The organism is Agromyces allii (assembly GCF_009749385.1).
Lineage (GTDB): Bacteria > Actinomycetota > Actinomycetes > Actinomycetales > Microbacteriaceae > Agromyces > Agromyces allii.
Map to the genome: position 1 here is coordinate 101251 of NZ_WBIN01000004.1, position 21787 is coordinate 123037.

Annotated in this window: 25 protein-coding genes; 16 read left to right on the forward strand and 9 right to left on the reverse strand. The window is 72.5% G+C overall.

What is annotated here, in order from left to right:
• The first annotated feature begins 27 nt into the window (after positions 1 to 27).
• The 9 genes from idi to GQR16_RS06865 are packed head-to-tail and all read left to right on the forward strand — an operon-like array spanning position 28 to position 6602.
• Positions 28 to 570: an isopentenyl-diphosphate Delta-isomerase gene (gene idi, locus GQR16_RS06825; RefSeq protein WP_211373461.1), complete on the forward strand. Its 543-nt coding sequence runs from the start codon at positions 28 to 30 to the stop codon at positions 568 to 570.
• On the forward strand, positions 563 to 1648 hold the full coding sequence (locus GQR16_RS06830) for a polyprenyl synthetase family protein (RefSeq protein ID WP_170298432.1): 1086 nt from the start codon (positions 563 to 565) through the stop codon (positions 1646 to 1648). The genes idi and GQR16_RS06830 overlap by 8 nt, the downstream gene beginning before the upstream one ends.
• A complete protein-coding gene (locus GQR16_RS06835; protein ID WP_157414406.1) occupies positions 1645 to 2589 on the forward strand; it encodes a phytoene/squalene synthase family protein in 945 nt (314 codons plus the stop codon). The genes GQR16_RS06830 and GQR16_RS06835 overlap by 4 nt, the downstream gene beginning before the upstream one ends.
• Complete coding sequence (gene crtI, locus GQR16_RS06840) at positions 2586 to 4220, forward strand: phytoene desaturase family protein (protein ID WP_157414407.1); 1635 nt, start codon at positions 2586 to 2588, stop codon at positions 4218 to 4220. The genes GQR16_RS06835 and crtI overlap by 4 nt, the downstream gene beginning before the upstream one ends.
• A complete protein-coding gene (locus GQR16_RS06845) occupies positions 4217 to 4642 on the forward strand; it encodes a lycopene cyclase domain-containing protein (protein WP_157414408.1) in 426 nt (141 codons plus the stop codon). Before crtI ends, GQR16_RS06845 begins: the two co-directional genes overlap by 4 nt.
• Complete coding sequence (locus GQR16_RS06850) at positions 4639 to 4995, forward strand: lycopene cyclase domain-containing protein (protein WP_157414409.1); 357 nt, start codon at positions 4639 to 4641, stop codon at positions 4993 to 4995. The genes GQR16_RS06845 and GQR16_RS06850 overlap by 4 nt, the downstream gene beginning before the upstream one ends.
• A 35-nt stretch (positions 4996 to 5030) precedes the next feature.
• Positions 5031 to 5894: a prenyltransferase gene (locus GQR16_RS06855; protein ID WP_157414410.1), complete on the forward strand. Its 864-nt coding sequence runs from the start codon at positions 5031 to 5033 to the stop codon at positions 5892 to 5894.
• 28 nt (positions 5895 to 5922) lie between these two features.
• Positions 5923 to 6309, forward strand: coding sequence for an RNA-binding S4 domain-containing protein (locus GQR16_RS06860; protein WP_157414411.1), 387 nt, complete (start codon positions 5923 to 5925; stop codon positions 6307 to 6309).
• A complete protein-coding gene (locus GQR16_RS06865) occupies positions 6309 to 6602 on the forward strand; it encodes a GNAT family N-acetyltransferase (protein ID WP_157414412.1) in 294 nt (97 codons plus the stop codon). The genes GQR16_RS06860 and GQR16_RS06865 overlap by 1 nt, the downstream gene beginning before the upstream one ends.
• A gap of 61 nt (positions 6603 to 6663) precedes the next feature.
• Here the strand turns inward: GQR16_RS06865 and GQR16_RS06870 are convergent, their stop codons facing one another.
• Positions 6664 to 7428 (reverse strand): aggregation-promoting factor C-terminal-like domain-containing protein, encoded by a 765-nt coding sequence (locus GQR16_RS06870; RefSeq protein ID WP_246200603.1) that lies wholly within the window; start codon positions 7426 to 7428, stop codon positions 6664 to 6666.
• A 240-nt stretch (positions 7429 to 7668) separates the two neighbouring features.
• Here GQR16_RS06870 and GQR16_RS06875 point away from each other — a divergent pair, with 240 nt between their 5' ends.
• Entirely contained in the window at positions 7669 to 8082 is a 414-nt protein-coding gene (locus GQR16_RS06875; protein ID WP_157414413.1) for a YchJ family protein, read from the forward strand.
• A 69-nt stretch (positions 8083 to 8151) separates the two neighbouring features.
• On the opposite strand, the gene GQR16_RS06880 is transcribed toward GQR16_RS06875, so the two are convergent.
• Positions 8152 to 9015 carry an MBL fold metallo-hydrolase gene (locus tag GQR16_RS06880; protein WP_157414414.1) on the reverse strand — a complete coding sequence of 288 codons (864 nt, stop codon included), beginning with the start codon at positions 9013 to 9015 and terminating at the stop codon, positions 8152 to 8154.
• A gap of 205 nt (positions 9016 to 9220) precedes the next feature.
• Between GQR16_RS06880 and GQR16_RS06885 the strand changes: the two genes are divergently transcribed.
• Positions 9221 to 9859, forward strand: a complete 639-nt coding sequence (locus GQR16_RS06885; RefSeq protein WP_157414497.1) for a GTP pyrophosphokinase — start codon at positions 9221 to 9223, stop codon at positions 9857 to 9859.
• 2 nt (positions 9860 to 9861) lie between these two features.
• Here the strand turns inward: GQR16_RS06885 and GQR16_RS06890 are convergent, their stop codons facing one another.
• Positions 9862 to 10536, reverse strand: coding sequence for an ArsR/SmtB family transcription factor (locus GQR16_RS06890; protein ID WP_157414415.1), 675 nt, complete (start codon positions 10534 to 10536; stop codon positions 9862 to 9864).
• A gap of 64 nt (positions 10537 to 10600) precedes the next feature.
• Here GQR16_RS06890 and GQR16_RS06895 point away from each other — a divergent pair, with 64 nt between their 5' ends.
• Entirely contained in the window at positions 10601 to 11479 is an 879-nt protein-coding gene (locus tag GQR16_RS06895) for a cytochrome P450 family protein (RefSeq protein ID WP_157414416.1), read from the forward strand.
• Complete coding sequence (locus GQR16_RS06900) at positions 11476 to 12285, forward strand: isocitrate lyase/PEP mutase family protein (protein ID WP_157414417.1); 810 nt, start codon at positions 11476 to 11478, stop codon at positions 12283 to 12285. The genes GQR16_RS06895 and GQR16_RS06900 overlap by 4 nt, the downstream gene beginning before the upstream one ends.
• 37 nt (positions 12286 to 12322) lie before the next feature.
• Here the strand turns inward: GQR16_RS06900 and ligD are convergent, their stop codons facing one another.
• From ligD to GQR16_RS06925, 5 genes are all read right to left on the reverse strand, one after another.
• A complete protein-coding gene (gene ligD, locus GQR16_RS06905) occupies positions 12323 to 13345 on the reverse strand; it encodes a non-homologous end-joining DNA ligase (protein WP_157414418.1) in 1023 nt (340 codons plus the stop codon).
• Between the two features lie 98 nt (positions 13346 to 13443).
• Positions 13444 to 14223, reverse strand: coding sequence for a lysophospholipid acyltransferase family protein (locus GQR16_RS06910; RefSeq protein ID WP_157414419.1), 780 nt, complete (start codon positions 14221 to 14223; stop codon positions 13444 to 13446).
• A 49-nt stretch (positions 14224 to 14272) separates the two neighbouring features.
• The gene (locus GQR16_RS06915; protein WP_157414420.1) at positions 14273 to 15877 is read right to left on the reverse strand and encodes a YhjD/YihY/BrkB family envelope integrity protein; all 1605 of its coding nucleotides are present in this window, start codon (positions 15875 to 15877) and stop codon (positions 14273 to 14275) included.
• A gap of 206 nt (positions 15878 to 16083) precedes the next feature.
• Positions 16084 to 17034, reverse strand: coding sequence for an aggregation-promoting factor C-terminal-like domain-containing protein (locus GQR16_RS06920; protein WP_157414421.1), 951 nt, complete (start codon positions 17032 to 17034; stop codon positions 16084 to 16086).
• A gap of 167 nt (positions 17035 to 17201) precedes the next feature.
• Positions 17202 to 18920 (reverse strand): cation:proton antiporter, encoded by a 1719-nt coding sequence (locus GQR16_RS06925; protein ID WP_157414422.1) that lies wholly within the window; start codon positions 18918 to 18920, stop codon positions 17202 to 17204.
• Between the two features lie 255 nt (positions 18921 to 19175).
• Between GQR16_RS06925 and msrB the strand changes: the two genes are divergently transcribed.
• The 3 genes from msrB to GQR16_RS06940 all read left to right on the forward strand — a co-directional run bounded on the left by msrB (position 19176) and on the right by GQR16_RS06940 (position 20840).
• Positions 19176 to 19664, forward strand: a complete 489-nt coding sequence (gene msrB, locus GQR16_RS06930; RefSeq protein ID WP_157414423.1) for a peptide-methionine (R)-S-oxide reductase MsrB — start codon at positions 19176 to 19178, stop codon at positions 19662 to 19664.
• Positions 19661 to 20179 (forward strand): peptide-methionine (S)-S-oxide reductase MsrA, encoded by a 519-nt coding sequence (msrA, locus tag GQR16_RS06935; RefSeq protein ID WP_157414424.1) that lies wholly within the window; start codon positions 19661 to 19663, stop codon positions 20177 to 20179. The genes msrB and msrA overlap by 4 nt, the downstream gene beginning before the upstream one ends.
• 100 nt (positions 20180 to 20279) lie before the next feature.
• The gene (locus tag GQR16_RS06940) at positions 20280 to 20840 is read left to right on the forward strand and encodes a flavin reductase family protein (RefSeq protein WP_157414425.1); all 561 of its coding nucleotides are present in this window, start codon (positions 20280 to 20282) and stop codon (positions 20838 to 20840) included.
• Positions 20841 to 20978: 138 nt separating this feature from the next.
• Here the strand turns inward: GQR16_RS06940 and GQR16_RS06945 are convergent, their stop codons facing one another.
• The gene (locus GQR16_RS06945) at positions 20979 to 21770 is read right to left on the reverse strand and encodes a ferritin family protein (protein ID WP_157414426.1); all 792 of its coding nucleotides are present in this window, start codon (positions 21768 to 21770) and stop codon (positions 20979 to 20981) included.
• Positions 21771 to 21787: the final 17 nt, after the last annotated feature.

Here is a 21787-nt window from a genome sequence, read left to right on the forward strand (position 1 = left end):
CTTGGTTAGCGATTCCGGGAGGCCTTCATGACCATCGCAATCGACCTGATCGACGATGACGTCGTCCTGCTCGACGATCTCGGCACGCCGATCGGCACCGCGCCGAAGACCGCGGCGCACGGCCCTGACACCGCACTGCACCTGGCCTTCTCGTGTCACGTGCTGAACGCCGACGGCGAGGTGCTCGTCACACGGCGAGCGCTCACGAAGCAGGCCTGGGCCGGCGTCTGGACGAACTCGTTCTGCGGGCACCCGAAGCCGTCCGAGCCGCTCACGGCCGCCGTGCGACGACGGGCCGAGTTCGAGCTCGGCCTCGAGCTGGACTCCCTCGAACTCGCCCTGCCGACCTTCCGCTACCGGGCGGTCGATGCCGACGGCACGGTCGAGAACGAGATCTGCCCGGTCTACATCGCGACCGCCTCGGGCGAGCCCGACCCGAACCCGCGCGAGGTCGTCGAGTACCGCTGGGTGCGACCGGCCGACCTGCGACGCGCGATCGAGGCGGCGCCGTGGGCGTTCAGCCCCTGGCTCGGACTGCAGGCGGGCCGACTGGAGCTCTATCGTGACTGACCTCGCCGCCGCCGAGGCCCGGAGCTCCGCGGGCGAGACCGCGGCGGACACCGACATCGAGCACGAGCTCGGCACGTTGTTCGCCGCCGCACGGCGCCGAGCCGGCGACCTCGACCCGCACTACGCGGCGCTCTGGCGGTCGCTCGCCCTGCAGAGCTCCGGCGGGAAGCGGATCAGGCCGCACCTCGTGCGTCTCGCCTACCGGGGACTCGGCGGCACCGATGCAGCGCTCGCGACGCGCGTCGCCGTCGCGTTCGAACTGCTCCACACGGCCTTCCTCATCCACGACGACGTCATCGACCGCGACACGGTGCGGCGTGGCGACCCGAACATCTCGGCGCGCTTCGCGGCCCGCGCGATCCGCAACGGCACCGACGAGCGCACGAGCGAGATCTGGGGCGAGACTGCCGCCGTGCTCGCGGGCGACCTGGCGCTGAGCCTCGCGCACCGCGAGCTGGCGCTGCTCCCCGTCGAGGCCGAGCGCCGCGAACGGCTGCTCGACATCCTCGACCGCGCGGTGTTCGTCTCGGCCGCGGGCGAGCTCGCCGACGTCGTCAACGCCGGCGCGCCGGAGCCCACGAGCATGCCGCGCGTGCTCTCGACGCTCGAGCAGAAGACCGCGGTCTACTCGTTCGAGTGCCCGCTCGCCGCGGGCGCCGTGCTCGCCGGGGCGCCGGAGGCGTCGATCTCGGCGCTCGAGCGGTTCGGCCGGTTCATCGGCATCGCCTTCCAGATCACCGACGACGTGCTCGGCGTGTTCGGCGACCCCGCCGTCACCGGCAAGTCCGCGGCCTCCGACCTGCGCGAGGGAAAGCGCACGGCGCTCATCGCCCATGCGGCGACCACCGCGGAATGGCCCCGCATCGCTGCAGGACTCGGCGATCCCGCGCTCGACGACGCCGAGGCCGACGAACTCCGCGAGGCCCTCCGCGACTGCGGCGCGCTCGACACCGCGATGGCCCTCGCCGAGGAGCACGTCACGCTCGCCCGGTACGAGCTCGACACGGCCGACCTGCCGGCCGAGCTCACGGCCGAGCTCGGCGCGATCGCCCGACGGGCCGTGGAGCGGGCGCGATGAGCCGCGCGACCGGCCCGGTGCAGGGCGCCGCCGCGCGGACGACGGCCGGATCCGAGCTGCTCGCACGCTACGACGACGCGGCCGTGGCGAGCGCGGCGACGGTGATCAGCCGGTACTCGACCTCGTTCGGCGCCGCGGCGCGACTGCTCGACGCCCCGGCGCGGCGCGGCATCCGCTCGATCTACGCCCTCGTGCGCGTCGCCGACGAACTCGTCGACGGCACCGCCGAGGCCGCGGGCCTCGCCCCGACCGAGCTGCGTCGCGTGCTCGACGAGCTCGAGGCCGAGACCGAGGTCGCGATGATGCGCGGGTTCTCGACCAACCTGGTGGTGCACGCGTTCGCGACGACCGCGATCGCCGTCGGCATCGACCGCAGGCTGACGCGCCCGTTCTTCGCCTCGATGCGCCGCGACCTCGACCCGAGCCCGATCCGCGCCGAGGAGGTCGGGCCGTACATCCACGGCTCGGCGGAGGTCGTCGGGCTCATGTGCCTCGACGTGTTCCTCGCCTGCGAGGCGGCGGCCGACCCCACGCTCGTGCCCGACCCCGACCGACGGCGACGCCTCGAGCACGGCGCGATCCACCTCGGCGCCGCGTTCCAGAAGATCAACTTCCTGCGCGACCTCGAGACCGACTGGCGCACGCTCGGCCGGAACTACTTCCCGTGGTGCGACCCCGAGGCCTTCACCGACGCCGACAAGACCCGGATCCTCGACGACATCGACGAGGACCTCGCGATCGCGGGGCGGTCGATCCCCGAGCTCCCCCGCCGGGCCCGCGGTGCGGTGCTCTCGGCGCACGGCCTGTTCGCCGGGCTCGCGGCGCGCTGCCGGGCGACGCCGGCCGAGCAGCTCATGACCACGCGCATCCGCGTTCCGGATGCCGCGAAGCTCGCGATCGTCGCACGCTCGATGCTCGCGGCGGCGGGAGGACACCGATGATCGACGGTTCGGAGCGGATCGCGGTGATCGGCGGCGGCATCGCCGGACTCGCGACGGCCGCCCTGCTCGCGCGCGACGGGCACCGGGTCACCCTGCTCGAGGCCTCCCCCGTGGTCGGCGGGCGCGCCGGCACCTGGAGCCGCGACGGCTTCCGGTTCGACACGGGTCCGTCGTGGTACCTCATGCCCGAGGTGTTCGAGCACTTCTTCCGCCTGTTCGGCACGAGCGCCGAACAGCAGCTGACCCTCACGAAGCTCGACCCCGGCTATCGCGTGTACGCCGACGGATACGACTCGGCCATCGACATCCGTGCGACGAGGGCCGAGAACGTCGCGCTGTTCGAGTCGGTCGAGCCGGGCGCCGGCGCGGCGCTCGAGCGCTACCTCGACTCCGCGGCGTCGACGTACGACATCGCCCGCCGCCGTTTCCTGTACACGAACTTCGACGGCGTCCGCGGCATGCTCGCCCCGGAGGTGCTGCGCGGCGGTGCGCGACTCGCAGGGCTGCTGACGACGCCGCTCGAGCGGTTCGCCGCCCGCGCGGTGCACGACCGCCGTCTGCAGCAGGTCCTCGGCTACCCCGCCGTGTTCCTCGGGTCGTCTCCGTCGATGACGCCAGCGATGTACCACCTCATGAGCCACATGGACCTCGAACAGGGCGTGTTCTACCCCCAGGGCGGCTTCTCGCGGCTCATCGAGGCGATCGCGGCCATCGCAGCCGATGCCGGCGTGGAGATCGTGTGCAACGCCCGCGTCGAGCAGATCGAGATCACGGGCGATGCCGAGCCGTCGGTCACGGGCGTGCGCTTCCGCGAGGCCTCGGGTGCGGTGCGACGGGTTCCCGCGCACCGGGTCGTGTCGGCGGCCGACCTGCACCACACCGAGACCGAGCTGCTGCCGGCTCACGCGCGCACCTACCCCGAGCGCTGGTGGGAGCGGCGCACCTCCGGGCCGGGGGCCGTGCTCGCCATGCTCGGCGTGCGCGGCGAGGTGCCGGGGCTCGCGCACCACACGCTGTTCTTCACCGAGGACTGGCGCGAGAACTTCGGCCGCATCTTCGGCGCGAACCCGTCGGTGCCCGACCCCGCGTCGTTCTACGTCTGCATGCCCAGTGCCACGGATGCCTCGGTCGCCCCGCCCGGCGACACGAACCTGTTCGTGCTGGTGCCGGTGCCCGCCGACGTCTCGATCGGCCGCGGCGGCGAGGACGGCCGCGGCGACCGGCTCGTCGAGGCCGCAGCCGACCGGGCGATCGCCCGCATCGCGGAGGTCGCGGGCGCTCCCGATCTGGCGTCGCGCATCGTCGTGCGCCGCACCGTCGGTCCCGCCGACTTCGCGGGCGAGCTGAACTCGTGGCGCGGCGGTGCTCTCGGCCCCGCCCACACCCTGCGGCAGAGCGCGTTCCTGCGCGGGTCGAACCGATCCCGCAGGGTGCGTGGGCTGCTCTACGCCGGCGGGTCGAGCGTGCCGGGTGTCGGGCTGCCGATGTGCCTGATCAGCGCCGAGAACGTCGTGAAGCGCGTGCGCGGCGACCGGTCGAGCGGCCCGCTCGCCGAGCCGGAGGCGAGTGCGCCCGCGACGCGTGCCGTCCCGTCCGCGCCCGCCCGCTCGAAGACGAGGGTGCCGCGGTGACCGGATTCGTCTACCTCGCGGCGCTCCTGGCGTCGATCGGCGCGATGGCGCTCATCGACGCGCGATGGCGGGTGGCGTTCTGGCGCCATCCGGCGGCGGCGGCCATCGCGGTCGGCACGGGCACGGCCCTGCTGCTCGTGTGGGACCTCGTGGGCATCGGATTCGGGGTGTTCTTCCGCGGCGACTCGGTCTGGGCGACCGGGGTGCTGCTCGCGCCCGAGCTGCCGGTCGAGGAGCCCGTGTTCCTCGCGTTCCTCTGCTACCTCGCGCTGGTGGTCGTGCTCGGCGCCGAGCGCCTGCTCGCCGTTCGGCACCGGGCCGCGCGCCCGGTCGAGACCCCGGTGCGCGACGGGTCATCGCCCACGGCCGATGCCACCGCCACCGATCCTGGGGCGGATGCCGCGAGGGAGGCCCGCGCATGACCTACCTGCTGATCTGCGTGCCGTTCCTGCTGGTCTCCGCGCTCGTCGCCGCGGTGGCGTGGCGGAGGATCGCGCCGGGAGCGCGAGCCCGACGCGTGGTCGCCCTCGCCGTCGGCGCCGGCATCCTGCTGGTCCTGACCGCCGTGTTCGACACCGTGATGATCGCGGCCGGCCTGTTCGGCTACGCCGAGGGCACGAGACTGGGCGCGACGATCGGTCTCGCTCCGATCGAGGACTTCGCGTACCCGATCGCCGCGGTGCTGCTCGTGCCCGCCGTGTGGACGATCGCGACCACGCGACGCCGCGCGGTCGGCGAGCCGGCCGATGACGAGTCGGCGGGGGCCGCCTCGTGACCGCGGTGCCGGCCGCGCCGGCGCAGTCTCGAGCGGTGCAGGTGCTCCTGTCGTCGCGCCCCATCAGCTGGATCAACACCGCGTTCCCGTTCGCCGCCTCGTACCTGCTGACGACCGGTCGGGTGGACGTCGTGCTCGTCGTCGGCACGCTCTTCTTCCTCGTGCCGTACAACCTGCTCATGTACGGCGTGAACGACGTCTTCGACTACGAGTCCGACCTGCGGAATCCGCGCAAGGGCGGTGCCGAGGGTGCGCTGCTCGACCCGTCGCTGCATCGCACGGTCGTCTGGGCCGGCGTGGTCACCGCGGCCCCGTGCCTCGTGGTGATGCTCTGGTCGGCCGGCACGGGGCATCCGTGGTCCTGGATCGTGCTCGCCGCGAGCCTGTTCGCAGTGTTCGCCTACTCGGTGCCCGGGCTGCGGTTCAAGGAGCGCCCGGTGCTCGACTCGATCACCTCGAGCTTCCACTTCGTGAGTCCGGCGCTCTACGGTCTCGCCGTCGCCGGAGCAGCGGCGACCCCGCAGCTCGCGGCACTGCTCGTGGCCTTCTTCTGCTGGGGCATGGCGAGCCACGCCTTCGGCGCCGTGCAGGACGTCGTGCCCGACCGGGAGGCCGGCATCGCGTCGATCGCCACGGCGTTCGGCGCCAGGGCGGTCGTGCGCCTCGCGCTCGGGCTCTGGGCGCTCGCCGGTCTGCTCATGCTCGCGACCGAGTGGCCGGGGCCGCTGGCAGCCCTGCTCGTGGTGCCGTACCTCGTGGTCGTGTGGCCGTTCCGGTCGATCGACGACGCCCACTCGGGCGAGGCGAACCGCGGTTGGCGGCACTTCATCGCCCTGAACTACGCGGTCGGGTTCCTCGTGACCATGCTGCTGATCTGGTGGGCCGCGGTTCGCGCATAGGCGTTCGGCGCGCGCGTAGGCTTGCCGCATGCCGACGCCGACCTCCGACTCCCCCGTGCGCATCGACGCATGGCTGTGGGCCGTGCGGCAGTACAAGACGCGCTCTGCGGCGACCGCCGCCTGCCGCGCAGGCCATGTGCGCGTGAACGGCGAACGGGCGAAGGCCGCCCAGTCGGTCCGCCCCGGCGACGAGGTGCGGGTCAGGGTCGACGGCTTCGATCGTCAGCTCGTCGTGCGTGCGACGCTCGTGAAGCGCGTCTCGGCGACCATCGCCGCGACCGCCGTCGAGGACCGCACGCCTCCCCCGCCGCCGCGGGAGTCCGTGGCGATCCTGCCCGTCCGCGAACGCGGTGCCGGGCGTCCGACGAAACGCGAGCGACGAGACCTCGAGAAGCTCCGCGGGAGGGAAGCCTGATGCGCAAGGAGTTCACCCACGAACCCGACGCCGACCGGTACGTGCTCCGCCTCGACGACGAGATCGCGAGCGTGCTCGACTACCGGGTGCTCGGCGACGCGATCGCGATGACGCGGGCGTTCACGAATCCACGCCATCGGGGTTCGGGGTTCGCGGGCGAACTCGTGGCCTACGCCGTCGACGACGTCGAGGCGACATCCGCCCGCCATGTGGTGCCGAGCTGCTGGTACGTGGCCGAGTGGTTCGACCGGCACCCCGAGCGCGCGGCACTGCTCCGCCCGCGCTCGACCTGAGCGGTCGAGCGTCGAGCGGAGCAGTATCAGGCGCGAGCGCGAGTGCGCGATCGGGTGCGGATCAGTACCAGTTGACCGACTGCGAGTGCGACCAGGCGCTGCACGGCGAGCCGTACGAGCCGGCGATGTAGCCGAGGCCCCACTTGATCTGGGTCGCGGCGTTGGTCTCCCAGTCGGCGCCGGCCGTGGCCATCTTGCTGCCGGGCAGCGACTGCGGGATGCCGGTGGCACCGCTCGAGCCGTTGTACGCGGTGTACGACCAGCCGGACTCCTTCGCCCAGAGGCTGTCGAGGCACTGGAACTGGTCGTCGCCCCAGCCGTACATCGATGCGGCGAGCGAGCGGGCGGTCGCGCGGGCGCCGTCGGGCGTGTTCGCGTTCGCGAGCGCCTGCGCGGCCTCGGCCGCGGCCTGCTCTGCGGCGATCCGCTGCTGCTCGTCGTAGGCCTTGGTCGCCGCGGCGGTCTTCTCCGCCTCGGCCTTCGTCTGCTTCGTGAGGCCGACGATGTCCTCGGTCGGGATGAGCTCGTAGTCGCTGAGCGAGGCGACGGAGGCCTGCAGCCCGGAGGCGTCGACCTTGCCGTCGGCGGCGGCGAGCGTCGCGTTGGCCAGCGAGATGGTGTCCTTCGCCTGCGAGGCGGCCTTGGCCGCGGCGATGCCGCTGTACACGCCGAGTCCGTCGCGGCTGAGGCCGGTCGCCTGGGTGAGCTGCGCGGTCGCGTCGATGCGCTCCTGGGTCTTGACGGCGTCCTGCACGGCGAAGCCGGTGCCGACGACGAGCCCGAGGGCGGCGACGGCGCCGACCGCGATGAGGCGCTTGCGGTTCACGCGGCGAGCGCGGTTGCCGCGCCGGGTGTCGATGTGTTCGGGGGTGGTATTCGAGCGTTCTGACGTTGCATTCGTAGTGGTTCGCATGAATCCTGAGCGCTCGGGAATCGGGGGAAATGGGGACGCACCCGCCGAGCTCGGGCACAAGGCACAAACTCTGCCGGTGGTTTCTGTACAGATCCTCACTTCTGCCTGTGCAGACCATGACCGCACCCGGCCCTGCCCCGGAATACTGGGGGGATGGCGCAAACCTCCGAATCCCCTGAGTCACCCGCTCCGGGCAACCGCTGTCCGTGCACGAGCGGACTCACGTTCGGTGAGTGCTGCGGCCGCAGGATCGTCGACGGCGAGCCCGCGCCGACCGCCGCGCAGCTCATGCGCTCGCGCTTCACGGCGTTCGCGATCGGCGACGCCCCGTACCTGCTCGCGACCTGGCATGCGTCGACGCGCCCCCGCGAGCTCGACCTCGATCCCGAGATCCGATGGCTGCGGCTCGACCTCCTGCGCACCGAGCAGGGCGGGCCGCTCGACCGCACCGGCGTCGTCGAGTTCGCCGCGTACTACCGGCACGACGGCGAGCGCGGCATCCAGCAGGAGGTCAGCTCGTTCGTGCGCGAGGGCGGGCGCTGGTTCTACGTCGACGCGGTCGGCTGAACCGACGACAACCCCGGTGCGCTCGGGCGATCTCGCGCCTCGTGCCGCGCGGGTCGCACGGCGGGCCGGCTACGCGTCGCGCGTGCCGCCCTGTTCGAGCGGTTCGCCGTCGAGGGCGAGGTAGGCGCGCTCCACGGCGCCCGTGAGCCCCTCCGGCGGGAGCGGCCAGTCCGCGTGGGCGGCGAGCGCCTCGTCGGCGGGAAGGCCCTGGGCGTGCGCGCCGGCGATCCGATCGGCGATCACCCGGAGGACGCCCGCCTGCCGGGCGACGAACGCGCGATCGACGACCGCACCGTGCCCGGGCATGACGAGGTCGCCATCGCGCATGTCGGCGGCGAGCGCCTCGAGCACGTCGGGCCAGGTCAGCGGGTACGAGCCCGAGCCGTACATCGGCGGCCCCGACTCCTCGACGAGGTCGCCGAGCACCCACACACGCACGTCGGGCACGAACAGCACGACGTCGGTGTCGCTGTGCGCCGGCGGCTGCGGGAGAAGCCGCACGGCCCGCCCTCCGAGGTCGAGGTCGACGGGCGCGTCGATCGGATGCGTCGGCGGCACGAGCTCCACGTCGGCCCACGCCCTGCCCGGCTCGCGCGACGGGTCGAGACGCCACGCGGCCACCCGCGGCCCCTCGTAGCGTTCGAAGTGCCGCGCGATGAGCGCATGACCGTGGATCGCGACATCCGGCACGCCCGACCTGAACGCCTGGTTGCCGAAGGTGTGGTCGAAGTGCGCGTGCGTGTTGACGAGCCCCAGCACGGGTCGGTCGAATCGCGAACGGATGTCGGCGAGGATTTCGGCCCCCTCGGAGGGATCGCCCCCGGCATCGACCACGAGGAGGCCATCGGCGCCCTCGACGACCACGACGGACAGGTCGAACGGCCCGCCACGGCGCTGGTGCACGCCCTCGGCGACGGTGATCCAGGTCGGCATGGGGCGAGCCTAGCCCGCGCGCGGCCGCCCGGCACCGGTCACGCGGCCGCCCGGCACCGGTCAAAGGCAATGCAGAGGTTCGCCTCGTACGGTGGATCCCGTGACTGCGACCCAACCCACCGCCGACCACGATGCCGGCGGGCGAGGCCTCACCGAGCGGGCTCAGCGCGCGATCGAGGCCATCGACGGCAACACGCTCGAAGAGATGCGGACCCTGCGCGACGAGACCGAGCGGTTCATGCTCCGGTACAAGTTCGGCATGGACGAGGTCATCACCAAGCTCTCGATCCTCCGCGAGGAGTTCGGGCAGACGCACGCCTACAACCCGATCGAGCACATCTCGAGCCGCCTCAAGAGCCTCGACAGCGTCATCGACAAGCTCGACCGCAAGGGCGTCGACCCGACGTTCGACTCGATCCGCGAGACGATCACCGACATCGCCGGCGTGCGCGTGACGTGCAGCTTCGTCTCCGACGTGTACCGGGTCGCCGAGCTGCTGACGGCCCAGGGCGACATCCGGGTGCTGAAGAAGAAGGACTACATCGCTGAGCCGAAGGCGAACGGCTACCAGAGCCTGCACCTGATCGTCGAGGTGCCCGTCTTCCTCTCGACCGGCACGCACCACGTGCCCGTCGAGGTGCAGGTGCGCACGATCGCGATGGACTTCTGGGCGAGCCTCGAGCACAAGATCTACTACAAGTACGACCGGCAGGTTCCGGCCGCCCTGCTCGAGGACCTGACGGATGCCGCGCACACGGCGTCCGAGCTCGACGCGCGCATGGAGCGGCTGCACCGCGAGCTGCACGGCGAGCGTCCCGCGAACAGCCGGCCCGTCGCCATCTGAGGTCAACCGAGGCCGGCGAGCACGTCCCGGCCGGCGTCGGTGAGCTTGAGCGACCGATCGTGCGGCAACGCCGTCGCCCACCCGCGATCGAGGAAGACGCGCCGGATCTCGGCGCCGAGCGCGCCCGCGACGTGCGGACGGCGCTCGGTCCAGTCGAGGCATCCGCGCACCGCCGGGCGCCGACCCGACGCAGGCTCGGGTCGGAGGCCGAGGCGCTGCGCGACCGGCCCGCTCCCGGTGATCTCGCCGACGCGACCGGCGACGAGCGGCGCGACCGATCCCTCTTCGACGAGCGCGTCCGCGATGACGAGGGCGACGCGACCGGCGAGGTGGTCGTAGCAGGAGCGCAGCTCGGCGAGCCTCAGTGCGGTCGACGACTGCCGCAGCGAGGTCACCCGCTGCCGGGGAGCGATGCGCTGCACTGCCTCGACGGCATCGGCGACGCTCGCGTCGGCGAGGGCGAAGTATCGGTGGCGGCCGAGCCGACGATCGACGAGCAGGCCGCCCTCGACGAGCTGCGCGAGGTGCGCGCTCGCGGTCGGCGGGCGCACGCCGGCGATGGCCGCGAGCTCGCTCGCCGGTCTCGCGCCGCCGTCGAGCAGCGCCACGAGCATGGCGGCCCGTGCCGGTTCGCCCATGAGCCTGGCGGGGTACGAGAGGTCTGCGTCGCCGTTCACGTCGCCAGCCTACGCCGACGACGTTTCGCCGCAGGGCGAAGCGTTCCGGGCATAGCGTCGAAGCATGCCGATCACGATCACCCAGCCCTCCGAGGTGCGCCGCCTGCTCGCCGACGCGTCCCTGCTCGTTCCCGAGGCGGATGCCGCGTCCGAGCGCGCGAGCGAACGGTTCCGCTCGGCGAGCTCCCGGTTCGTGAACGGGGCCGTGCACGACCGGCGTCGGCAGCTGATCGAGGAGCGGCTCGGGACCCTGAGCCTGCCGGCGCTCGCGGACACCGCCGCCGCGCTCGCCCGACGGGCACGGACCGCTCCCCCGCACGTCGTCGCCCGGACGGTACCGGTCGCGTGCCTGGCGACGCATCTCGGGTTCGCCGACCCTGATGGGCTCCCTCCGCTCGTCGGGGCGGTCGCGGCCGTCTATCCGACCGGCGAGGCGTCGGACGAGGCCGATGACGCGATCACCCGGTTGCTCGCCGCGGCGCCGGCGATCGGGTCCGCCGAGGCGGCGGCGCTCGACGTGCAGCTGCTCGTGCAGGCCCATCTCGCGACCGCCGCGCTCATCGAGGGCGCGCTCCGCACGGTGGCCGGCGAGCCGTCGCTCAGCACGCGTGCGGCGCTCGTCCTCGCCCTGCACCACGCACCCCCGGTTCCGGCGACCCGCCGTGTCCATCCCGACGGCGAGCTCGTCGTGCTGACGCTCGGCGACCCGGCCGCCGCCGCCGTCGACACCCAGGGCAGCGAGGACGCTCCGCTGCTCGCGTTCGGCGCCGGCCCGCGTGCGTGCCCGGCCCCGGCGCACGCCCTGGCGATCGCATCCGCCGTCGTCGAGGTGCTCCGCGAGCGCGAAGCCTCGGGCCCGCCCGACGCCGAACCAGATGACAGCCGGGGCCACGACGAGGAGCCCGATCACCATCGCCGGCTTCGCGACGGGAGGTCGCGATGATCACCCCCGCCGAGTTCGCCGCTCGACACCGCCCCGGCGCACCGCTGCTCCTGCCGAACGCGTGGGACGCGGCATCCGGCAGGTGGCTGGCCTCACGGGGCCACGACGCGATCGGAACGACGAGCCTGGGCGTGGCGCTCGCGAACGGCCTGCACGACGGCGCCGGCGAGACCGCCGACGAGACCATGCGCCTCGCCGAGCTGCTCACCGCGGCCGGCATCGGGCTGAGCGTGGACCTGGAGTCGGGATTCTCGGACGACCCCGACGAGGTCGGGGACTACGTGGGGCACCTCAGCACGCTCGGAGTCCTGGGCGTGAACATCGAGGACTCGACGGCGGCCGGCGCACTCGCGGACCCCGAACTCGCGGCCGCGAAGGTCGCGGCGATCGCCGCGGCCGCGCCCGGCCTGTTCGTGAACGCCCGCACGGACGCCTTCTGGATCGAGGCCGGCGGGCCGATGTCCGAACGCGAGGCCGCAGCGGTGGCACGCGCGCAGCGCTACCTCGACGCGGGCGCGACCGGCGTCTTCGTGCCGGGCGCCATGCCGATCGAGCTGGTCGCCCGGCTCGCATCGACGATCGACGCTCCGCTCAACGTGCTCCCCCAGGCCGACGCTGCGTTCGAGCAGCTCGCCGCGGCCGGCGTCGCCCGGGTCAGCACGGGGCCGCTCCTGTTCCGGGCCGCGCTCGGCGCCATGGACGACGCCCTGGCCCGCACGCTCGGGGCGGCCAGGGCACCGAGCGGGATCCCGACGTACGACGAGGCGGTGGAGTTCGCCGGGCCGTCGTCGACGGCCGAGTCGTGAGCACGCGCCCGGAACCGGGGCGCCGAGGACTGGATCGCTAGTCGCCCTGCTTCGCACGGCTCGGCTGCACGCGCGTCGGCTCACCGGGCATCTTCGGGAAGTCGGGCGGGAACGGCAGTTCGCCGAGGCCGTCGCCGAGGTCGCGCGCCCACCACTCGAGCAGCGTGTCGAGCCGGCCGGGGTGGTCGTGCATGCCCGCCCACGGGTCGCCGACCTCGGCGAGACGGGCGGGAACCGTGCGGATCGTGTGCGCGGTCGGGTCGGTGGTCTCGAGCTCGCTCCACTCGAGCGGGCACGAGACGGGCGCGTGCGGCAGCGGACGCGGGCTGTAGGCCCCCGCCATCGTGCGGTCGCGGTTGGCCTGGTTGTAGTCGATGAAGATGCGGTCGCCGCGCTCCTCCTTCCACCAGTTCGTGGTCACGAGGTCTGGCTTACGCCGCTCGAGCTCGCGCCCGAGCGCGATCACCGCGTGGCGCACCTCGAGGAACTCGTGCTCGGGCTCGATCGGCGCGAAGACGTGGATGCCGCGGCTGCCCGAGCTCTTCACGAACCCCGTGAGCCCGACCTCGCCGAGCAGGTCGCGGAGTGCGAGCGCGATGGGCACCGCCTCGGCGAACCCGGTGCCGGGCTGCGGATCGAGGTCGATGCGCAGCTGGTCGGGGTTGTCGGTGTTCGACGCGCGCGACGCCCACGGATGGAACACGATCGTGTTCATCTGCGCGGCCCAGACCGCACCCGCCGGTTCGTCGAGCACGACCTGCGGATGCCGCCGGCCGCTGGGGTAGGTGACGGTCACCGAGCGCAGCCACTCCGGCGCCCCGCGCGGCGGGTTCTTCGAGAAGAACTGCTCGCCGTCGATGCCCTCGGGGAACCGCTGCAACGACACCGGCCGCCCGCCGTTCGCCTCGATGAACGGGCCCCCGACTGCGACGAGGTACTCGGCGAGTTCGAGCTTGGTGATGCCGACCTCGGGCCAGAGCACCCTCGAAGGCGACGACACGCGCACCTGACGTTCGCCCTCGGGGCCCGGAACGGTGAGCTGTGCCGCGTCGCCTGCCATGCCTGCGACGCTACTCCACGCCCCCGACGCCGGGCGAGGGCGGCGACGCGGCGGCCGGGGTCGGCGCAGGCCGGCGCGTCAGCAGCCGGCGACGGCGGTCAGGACGCCTCGGTGCGCCGTGCCTCGCGCGCGCGCTCGCGTTCGGCGTCGGCCGCCGCGGCCTCTTCGGGCGTCGGAGCCGTGCCGCCGAGATGCCGGGGCTGCCACCACTGCCCGGTGCCGTCGACGGGGTACTCGCGCTGCACCCGGTCGACGAGTTCCTGCAGCCGCACCTTCAGCCGCTCGGTCGCGACGTGGGCCTCCTCGTCGGCGCCGACCGTGATCGGCGCCCCGAATGCGAAGCTCACCGGCACGCCGAAGCGTTCGAAGAAGCCGACCTTGTGACGCTTGGTGAGCAGGCGGTGGCCGCCCCACACCGCGACGGGGATGATCGGCACCCCTGCCTCGGCTGCGAGTCGCGCCGCACCGGTCTTGAGGTCGCGGACCGTGAACGAGGCGCTCACGCCGGCCTCGGGGAACACGCCGAGCAGTTCGCCGCTGCGAAGCGCCTCGACCGCCTTCGCGTACGCCGCAGCTCCCGCCTTCATGTCGACCGAGATGTGCCGCATGCCGCGCATGAGCGCACCGACGACCGGCTTGTCGAAGACGCTCTGCTTCGCCATGAACCGGATGCGCCGACGATTGGCGAGCCAGGTCACCCACTCGACGAGCGCGAACTCGAGGTAGCCGAAATGCGTCATGGCGAGCACCGCGCCGCCGCTCGTCGGCACATGCTCGACGCCGGTCACGCGGCGCTTGACCCCCAACGCCCCGAACAGCCCGCGCCCCACGACGATCGCCGTGCTGTAGATGGGCTCGCTCGAGCGTCGTGCGGTCATGCGTCAATCGTACGGCGGCGCCCTGGAGCCCCGCTGCACGGGATCGGGATCACAGTCGCGACGCCTCCGGCTCGCGGTGCTCGCCCGCGTCCGGCCGGCCCGGGGTGCCGGCCACCGGCGCGGTGCCGGCCACCGGCGCGGCACCCGTCACGGGCTGCAGGCGGAACAGTCGCACCACGCGTCCCGAGTCGCGCTCGTACGCCCGGTAGCCGGGCCACTGGGCCTGGATCAGCGCCCAGGCGGCCTCGCGCTCGAGGTCGTCGTCGATGAGCGAGGCGTGCACGGCCAGGTCGCGCCCGCGAACGGTGATCGCGGCATCCGGCCGCTTCATGAGGTTGTAGGTCCAGCCGGGGTGCCGCTCCATCGCGAACGTCGTGCCGGCGACGATGGCGCGGCCGCGTCCGTCGGGCGTGTACATGAGCGGGGTGTCGCGCGCCTCGCCGGTCTTGGCGCCCACGGTGTGCAGCACGAGCGAGGGCACCAGCAGCGCGCTCAGCTGCACGCGCCCGCCCGTGATCCCGCCGAGCACCGCCTCGATCGGCGGCAGCAGCACCGGGGCGACGGCCCGGAACGCGCGGGTCCTCGTCAGCGGCGCGATCACGCTGCGCACGATGCGCTGCACCGCGGACGGACGTCGGCGGGCGTCGGGAAGGCCCTCTCGCGCTCCGACGCCCCGGGCACGACGGTCGCGGGTCCGCACGCGCTGCAGCACCTGCCGGTGCTCACGCCCCGACTCCCGCAGGCGCCGGTCCTCGACGCCCGTCACGATGTACGCCGACGCGATGAGGATGACCTGCGCCGAGAGGTTCAGCCAGAGCAGGAGGGCGATGAGCGAGCCGAACGAGGCGAGCAGCGGATTCGAGGTCGCGCCGCCGACGAACAGGCCCGACAGCTGCTGCAGCACCGTGAGCCCGACGCCGCCGAGCAGGGCGCCGACCCAGAGGGAGCCCGCGTTCGGACGGATGCCCGAGAGCATCAGGAACATTCCGGCGACCGCGAGTGTGTCGATCGCGAAGATCACGAGCACCCCGAGCACGCCCGTCAGGAAGGCGTAGCCGTCTTCGCTGCGCGACAGCCCGAGCCACCCGAACAGCTGGTCGAGCGCGGCCGTGCTGAAGAACGTGACCGCGGCGGCGACCACGAAGGCGGCGCCGAACCCGATGGCGAGCAGCAGATCGCGCAGCATGGTCCAGAGGAAGAACGCCTGCGGATCGGGTTGCCCGCCGATCCTGCGCATCGCGACGCGCATCGAGCCGATCGCGCCGATCGCCGCGGTCACGAGGCCGACGAGCGCGATCGCGCCGGCGATGCTCAGCGTGACCGGTTGCACGAGGTCGTCGGGGTCGATGAGCGCACCGTCGCCGACGAGCCCTGGGATCGCCTGCTGCACGGTCGCGACGAGCGCGTCCATCGCCTTCGGGTTGCCGGCGAGCCAGATGCCCGCGATCGCGAACCCGAGGAAGACGCCGGCGAACACCGAGAAGAGCGTGCGGTAGGTGACGCTGTCGGCGAGCACCGCGCCGTGGTACCGCTGGTAGAGCAGGAAGGCGCGCACCGGCCTGAGCGACATCGCCCAGTCGATCAGGGCGCGGATGCGCGCCGCGAAACCGGTCTGCGGCGGCAGCCGCTCGGGCTCTGCGAGGTCTCCACCCATGCCCGTCAGGCTATCGAGTGCGGATGCCGCGCACAGGTGCTTGACACGGCGCGCGCCGAATGCGGGCCGGTCGTGGTCGCGTCACCCGGGCGAACGCCGGCCCGCGGCATCCGCGAGTCGCACGGCGACGCGCATCCGGAGACGACGATGGCGCCCGAGCCGGAGCCCGGGCGCCATCGAGGCGATCACCGCTGAGCGGTCGAGGGTCAGTACCAGCCCTGCGACTCGGAGGTGTTCCACGCGCCGCAGGCGCTGCCGTAGCGGCCCGCGATGTAGCCGAGGCCCCACGAGATCTGGGTGGCGGCGCTGGTCGCCCAGTCGGCACCGGCCGAGGACATCTTGCTGCCGGGGAGGGCCTGCGGGATGCCGTAGGCGCCGCTCGGGTTCGAGGCGTAGACGTTCCAGCCCGACTCCTTGTTCCAGAGGGCGACGAGGCAGCCGAACTGGTCCTCGCCCCAGCCGTAGCGGGCCGCCATCATGTCGCGGGCGATGGCCTGGGCCTCGCTCGGATTCGACGGCGCACCCGGAGTGGATCCGCCGGTCGAGCCGGACGAGCTCTCGGATTCGGCGGCTTCGGCGGCGGCCTTCTCTGCGGCGGCCTTCTCGGCAGCAGCAGCGGCGGCGGCGGCGGCCTTCTCGGCGGCGACGCGGTCGACCTCGGCCACTGCGGCGCTGACCTGGTCGGCCTGCTGCTTCGTGGTGTCGACGAGCTCGAAGACCTTGCTCGGGCTCAGCCGCTCGTAGGAGTCGAGGGCGGCGACGCTCGACGCGAGCGCCGACGCATCGGTCTTGCCCTGTGCGGAGGCGAGCGCGGCACCGGCGACCGTGAGGGTGTCCTTCGCCTGCTTCGCGGCGCGCATGTCGAGCACGGCTCCGTGGTCGACGGCGAGGCCCTGACGCGAGTCGCGCTCCGCGGCGAGCGCGAGCGCGGCCGTGTCGGCGACGCGCTGCGCCTTGGCGGTGCTCTCGCTCTGCACGGCGTAGCCGCTTCCGACGAGGGCGCCGACGGCGATGATCGCGCCGGCGGTCAGGATCGGGGTGCGGTACCGGCGGAAGGGACCGGTTGCGCGGCGTGCACGGCGGGTGCCTTCGATCTGGGGGGTCGTCTGGACCGTCTCGGTCTGGGTCGTGCTGGGGGAAGGAGTCTGGTTCTGCATGTCTTTCACCTGGGCGGCACGTCGCACCGGTGGGCGCTTCGAACCTTGCTTGGCGTTCCACGGACGCGGGGGCGGCCGGGCGAAGTCGCCAGTCTGCCGAGAGGTTCTGTACAACCCCTCACTTCTTCCTGTGAAAGTCATCCGAGGTATTGACGGATTCTCATTGATCACGTTTTGGAAACATCACCTGATCGGCGACGCAATTCCAGGCTGATCTGCACGGCATCGAGGGCCGCGAGCGCCTCGGTGAGCGCCGTCGAGCTGAATCCGCCTTCGTCGCGCAGCGCCGAGAGCGCCTCCCGCTGCTCGGTGATCACGCGCATGCGCAACGCCAGTCCGCCAGAGGTCCGCGCGCGCACCGCGTCGGCGGGATCGTCGCCCGCGGCGTTCGCGGCGGCGGTCGCCTCGGCGGTGACCCGACGCGCGATGTCGCGCAGCAGGTCGTCGAGTTCGTCGCGGTCCGCGTCGACCGCCGCCTGGTCGAGGCGGGCCGGTCGCACCCAGCGCACGAGCATCGGCAGCGTGCCGCCCTGCAGGATGAGCGACGCGGCCGCCACGACGAACGCGACGAACACGAGCAGCGAGCGTTCGGGGGTGTCGGACGGCAGGGTCTGCGCGGCCGCGAGCGTCACGGCGCCGCGCATGCCCGCCCAGATGATGACCGTGCCCTCGCGCCAGCCGAGCGGTTCGGCGGTGAAGTAGTCGATGTCGGCGACCTTGCGCCGGATCCTGGTGCGGAACACCGCGAGACGCGCCTTCGAGACCTGGCGTTCGGGTCCGGGCTCCCCGGCGCGCGAGCCTCCCGTGTGGTCGAGCCGGACCGCTCGATCCGAGTCGGCCAGGTCGAGCCGGTCCTGCATGTTCGCGAGATGCCCGCGCATCTCGGCTCCGCGGCGCGCCCGCCGTCGCTGCAGGCCGAGCGTCGGGAAGACGTAGGCGGCACGCACGAGGATCACGGCGGCCAGCGCGATGCCGGCGATGACGAGCCCCGTGACGATGCCGGCACGACCGCCCTGCACATCGGCGACGATGGCCGACATCTCGAGTCCCATGAGCAGGAAGACGGCTCCCTCGAGCACGAGTTCGACGGTGCGCCACGCCTGGGTGTCCGAGGCCCGATGCTGCGGCGAGAGCCGTTTCAGCGCCCCGCGCCCGGTGACCAGGCCGGCCACGACGGCGGCGACGAGTCCCGACGCGCCGAGCGCCTCGGAGGGCACCGCGGCGATGAACGGCACGGTGAACGAGATGACGGTGTTCACCGTGGGGTCGGTCGTGCGCTCGCGAACCCAGAGGTTCGCCTTGCCCACGAGATAGCCGATCACGAGCGCGACGACCACGGCGAACACGAAGTCGCCCAGCACCTCCCAGAAGGTGACGGATGCCGCGGTCGCGACGATCGCCGACCGCAGGAGCACGAGCGCCGTCGCGTCGTTCAGCAGGCTCTCCCCCTCGAGCACCGTCACGATGCGGGGGCTCACGCCGATGCGCTTCACGATGGAGGTCGCGACGGCGTCGGTCGGGCTGACGATCGCGCCGAGCGCGATGCCCGCCGCGAGCCCGAGCCCCGGGATGAGCAGCGCGAACACGATGCCGAGCACGACCGAGCTGACGACGACGAGCCCGACCGACAACCCGCCGATCGCGCTGAACTCGCGGCGGAACTCCATCGCGGGCATCGACACCGACGCCGAGTAGAGCAGCGGCGGCAGCACGCCCGCGAGGATGAACTCCGGGTCGATCTCGACCTCGGGCACGAACGGCAGCAGGCTCGCGAAGATGCCGACGATCACGAGCAGCAGCGGCGACGCGACGCCCAGCCGCGGCCCGAACGCGGTGGCGGCGGCGATGCCGAGCAGTCCGAGCACGGCGACGACGAGCAGTTCCACTGGCCCTCCCTCCGCAGCCGCGCCCGGATGCGGCATCCGGCCCGCGGCGCTGGGGAAAGTCTGGCGCACCGTCGGCGACGTGTCACGGCCCGCCGACGTCGAGTCCGCGGCGGCTCACAGCGAAGTCACAGCGTGCAGGCGCGACATCCGGAACAGCACGCCCCGCTCGATGGTTTTCTCTGATGTCGCGCTTCGCCAGGCGACCAGCGACCCAGCGGGTGCCGCAGCCAGCGGTTCCCCATGAAGGAGGAACGAATGTCGAACGACTACCGCAGCACTCCCGAGGCGCTCGCCCGCCTCACGCCCCTCCAGCGCAGCGTCACGCAGGACGACGGCACCGAGCCGGCGTTCCGCAACGAGTACTGGGACAACCACGACGAGGGCATCTACGTCGACGTCGTGTCGGGGCAGCCGCTCTTCTCCTCGACCGACAAGTACGACAGCCGGTCGGGCTGGCCGAGCTTCACGAAGCCGCTCGACGCCACCGCCGTGACCGAGCATGTCGACCGCACCCTCTGGATGAAGCGTGTGGAGGTACGCTCGTCGGGTGCCGACAGCCACCTCGGCCACGTGTTCGACGACGGCCCCGCCGCAGAGGGCGGACTGAGGTACTGCATGAACTCGGCGGCACTGCGCTTCGTGCCCGTCGCCGAGCTCGAGGAGCAGGGCTACGGGGACTTCCTCAGCCTGTTCACGACGACGGATGACGCGGCCGCGGCATCCGAGAAGGAGAACGCATCATGACGAACACCGAGACCGCGGTCCTCGCCGGCGGCTGTTTCTGGGGCATGCAGGACCTGATCCGCAAGCGCCCGGGCGTCGAGTCCACGCGCGTCGGGTACACCGGCGGCGCGAACGCCGAGCCCACGTACCGCAACCACCCGGGTCACGCCGAGGCGATCGAGATCGTCTACGACCCGACCGTGACGAGCTACCGCGAGCTGCTGGAGTTCTTCTTCCAGGTGCACGACCCGTCGACCCTGAACCGTCAGGGCAACGACATCGGCACGAGCTACCGGTCGGCGATCTTCCCGCAGAGCCTCGAGCAGCAGGAGGTCGCGCTCGACACGATCGCCGACGTCGACGCCTCGGGCCTCTGGCCCGCGAAGGTCGTCACGACGATCGAGGAGGCGGCCCCGTTCTGGGAGGCCGAGCCCGAGCACCAGGACTACCTCGAGAAGTACCCCAACGGCTACACGTGCCACTACGTGCGGCCCGGCTGGAAGCTGCCGAAGCGCGACGCCGAGACCGTCGCGTAGCGCATGATCCCCGGATGCCCCGTCGAACCTCGGTTCGGCGGGGCATCCGTCGTTCGCGCTTGGTGCCGACGCGCAGCTTCGCGAACGTAGGCTTGAGGTCATGGCCGTGCCCGATCCGAATCCCCTCGCAGACTCCCTGCCGACGGATGCCGCGCCGCCGACCCTCCTCGAGGCGAACGCCGAGGCGTTCAAGGCCGCGTTCCGCGACCACCCCGCCGGTGTGGCGCTCATCACGGCGATGACTCCCATCGGTCCCGTCGGCCTCACCGCCTCGAGCGTCGCGTCGGTCTCGGCGGAGCCCGCCGCGCTCTCGTTCTCCGTCACGCGCGCCACCGGCTCGGCCGGCGGCCTGCTCGCCGCCGAGTCCGTCGTCGTGCACCTGCTCGCGGCCGACCAGGTCGAGGTCGCGCGGGCGTTCGCGCGCTCGGGCGCCCCGCGCTTCACGGCGGAGCAGGGTTGGGCCTGGCTGCCCACGGGCGAGCCGTGGCTCGCGTCCGCCCCGGTGGCCCTGCGCGCGCGCATCGCCCACACACTGCCGGTCGGCGGCTCGTCGCTCGTCGTCGCCGAAGTGCTCGACGTGCACCTCGGCGACCGCGCCCCGTCGCTCGTGTACCGCGATCGCCGGTTCCACGTGCTCCACGACGACTCGCCGCGGGTCTGATGTCCGAGCCGACTCCCCCGCGACGCCGCCGGCGACGGCGGCCCGTGTCGGTCGCGCTGCTGTCGGTGCAGCTCCGCCGCTACGGCCTGGTCGCCATCATCGCGCTCACCGCGATCGGCACGATCATCGCGGCGCTCGTCAGCTGACGCCCAGCCGGTCGAGTGCGTCCTGCACGATCGTGAGGCCGGCGAGGCCGGGCATGCCGCTGATGCTGTCGTCGACCTTCCGGGCCGACCGTCGCCCCTCTGGCCCGCTCATGAGGTGCGTCATGACGTGCCGCACGTCGTCCTCGGTCGAGATGCTCGACCCGACGGGCGCCCAGAACCGGCTGAGCGCGAACCGCGTCACCTTCTGCGCCTTCGTGTTCGCCGCGAGCCGCTCGCGGGCCTGCGAGGTGTAGAACGCGACGTGCCTGGCCTCCTGCTTGGCGATGCGCCGCAGGAGCTCGGCGAGCACGGGATGCTCCTCGAGCTCGGCCATGCGCTGGTACGCGGTGATCGCCGACCACTCGTTCGCGGCACCCCACGACATGTGCACGGCGACGAAGTCCTGTCCGACGAGTCCGCCGAGCACCGACTGCTTGATCGGGTCGAGCCGGTCCTTCCAGCCGAGCTTCATGCGGTTGGCCTTCAGGGCGTCGTAGTCGACCGTGATGTCGTGCACGGCGAGCACCGCCGCGAGCGCCTCGCCGTGCCAGAACTCCTCGCGGTTCCACATCGTCATGAACGCGCTCACGTCGGCCTCGCGATGCGACGGCGTCGTGAGCAGGTCGCGCGTGTAGCAGACCGTGTGGTACTCGACGTCGGCCATGTACCGCAGTGTGCGGAGCGACGATTCGGGCAACGGGTCGCGCCGGAACACCTCGAGGTCGAGGTCGCTCCAGTTCACGCTGACGGAGGTCTCGGTGTACCGGTCGATGTCGAAGGCCATGGCTCGTTCCCCTGCCC

Excerpts from the sequence above, each read along its gene's own strand:
- idi (WP_211373461.1), top strand. The coding sequence starts at position 28 with ATGACCATCGCAATCGACCTGATCGACGATGACGTCGTCCTGCTCGAC.
- GQR16_RS06835 (WP_157414406.1), top strand. The coding sequence starts at position 1,645 with ATGAGCCGCGCGACCGGCCCGGTGCAGGGCGCCGCCGCGCGGACGACG.
- crtI (WP_157414407.1), top strand. The coding sequence starts at position 2,586 with ATGATCGACGGTTCGGAGCGGATCGCGGTGATCGGCGGCGGCATCGCC.
- GQR16_RS06850 (WP_157414409.1), top strand. The coding sequence starts at position 4,639 with ATGACCTACCTGCTGATCTGCGTGCCGTTCCTGCTGGTCTCCGCGCTC.
- GQR16_RS06860 (WP_157414411.1), top strand. The coding sequence starts at position 5,923 with ATGCCGACGCCGACCTCCGACTCCCCCGTGCGCATCGACGCATGGCTG.
- GQR16_RS06865 (WP_157414412.1), top strand. The coding sequence starts at position 6,309 with ATGCGCAAGGAGTTCACCCACGAACCCGACGCCGACCGGTACGTGCTC.
- GQR16_RS06875 (WP_157414413.1), top strand. The coding sequence starts at position 7,669 with ATGGCGCAAACCTCCGAATCCCCTGAGTCACCCGCTCCGGGCAACCGC.
- GQR16_RS06880 (WP_157414414.1), bottom strand. The coding sequence starts at position 9,015 with ATGCCGACCTGGATCACCGTCGCCGAGGGCGTGCACCAGCGCCGTGGC.
- GQR16_RS06885 (WP_157414497.1), top strand. The coding sequence starts at position 9,221 with ATGCGGACCCTGCGCGACGAGACCGAGCGGTTCATGCTCCGGTACAAG.
- GQR16_RS06895 (WP_157414416.1), top strand. The coding sequence starts at position 10,601 with ATGCCGATCACGATCACCCAGCCCTCCGAGGTGCGCCGCCTGCTCGCC.
- GQR16_RS06900 (WP_157414417.1), top strand. The coding sequence starts at position 11,476 with ATGATCACCCCCGCCGAGTTCGCCGCTCGACACCGCCCCGGCGCACCG.
- ligD (WP_157414418.1), bottom strand. The coding sequence starts at position 13,345 with ATGGCAGGCGACGCGGCACAGCTCACCGTTCCGGGCCCCGAGGGCGAA.
- GQR16_RS06910 (WP_157414419.1), bottom strand. The coding sequence starts at position 14,223 with ATGACCGCACGACGCTCGAGCGAGCCCATCTACAGCACGGCGATCGTC.
- GQR16_RS06915 (WP_157414420.1), bottom strand. The coding sequence starts at position 15,877 with ATGGGTGGAGACCTCGCAGAGCCCGAGCGGCTGCCGCCGCAGACCGGT.
- GQR16_RS06920 (WP_157414421.1), bottom strand. The coding sequence starts at position 17,034 with ATGCAGAACCAGACTCCTTCCCCCAGCACGACCCAGACCGAGACGGTC.
- msrB (WP_157414423.1), top strand. The coding sequence starts at position 19,176 with ATGTCGAACGACTACCGCAGCACTCCCGAGGCGCTCGCCCGCCTCACG.
- msrA (WP_157414424.1), top strand. The coding sequence starts at position 19,661 with ATGACGAACACCGAGACCGCGGTCCTCGCCGGCGGCTGTTTCTGGGGC.
- GQR16_RS06940 (WP_157414425.1), top strand. The coding sequence starts at position 20,280 with ATGGCCGTGCCCGATCCGAATCCCCTCGCAGACTCCCTGCCGACGGAT.
- GQR16_RS06945 (WP_157414426.1), bottom strand. The coding sequence starts at position 21,770 with ATGGCCTTCGACATCGACCGGTACACCGAGACCTCCGTCAGCGTGAAC.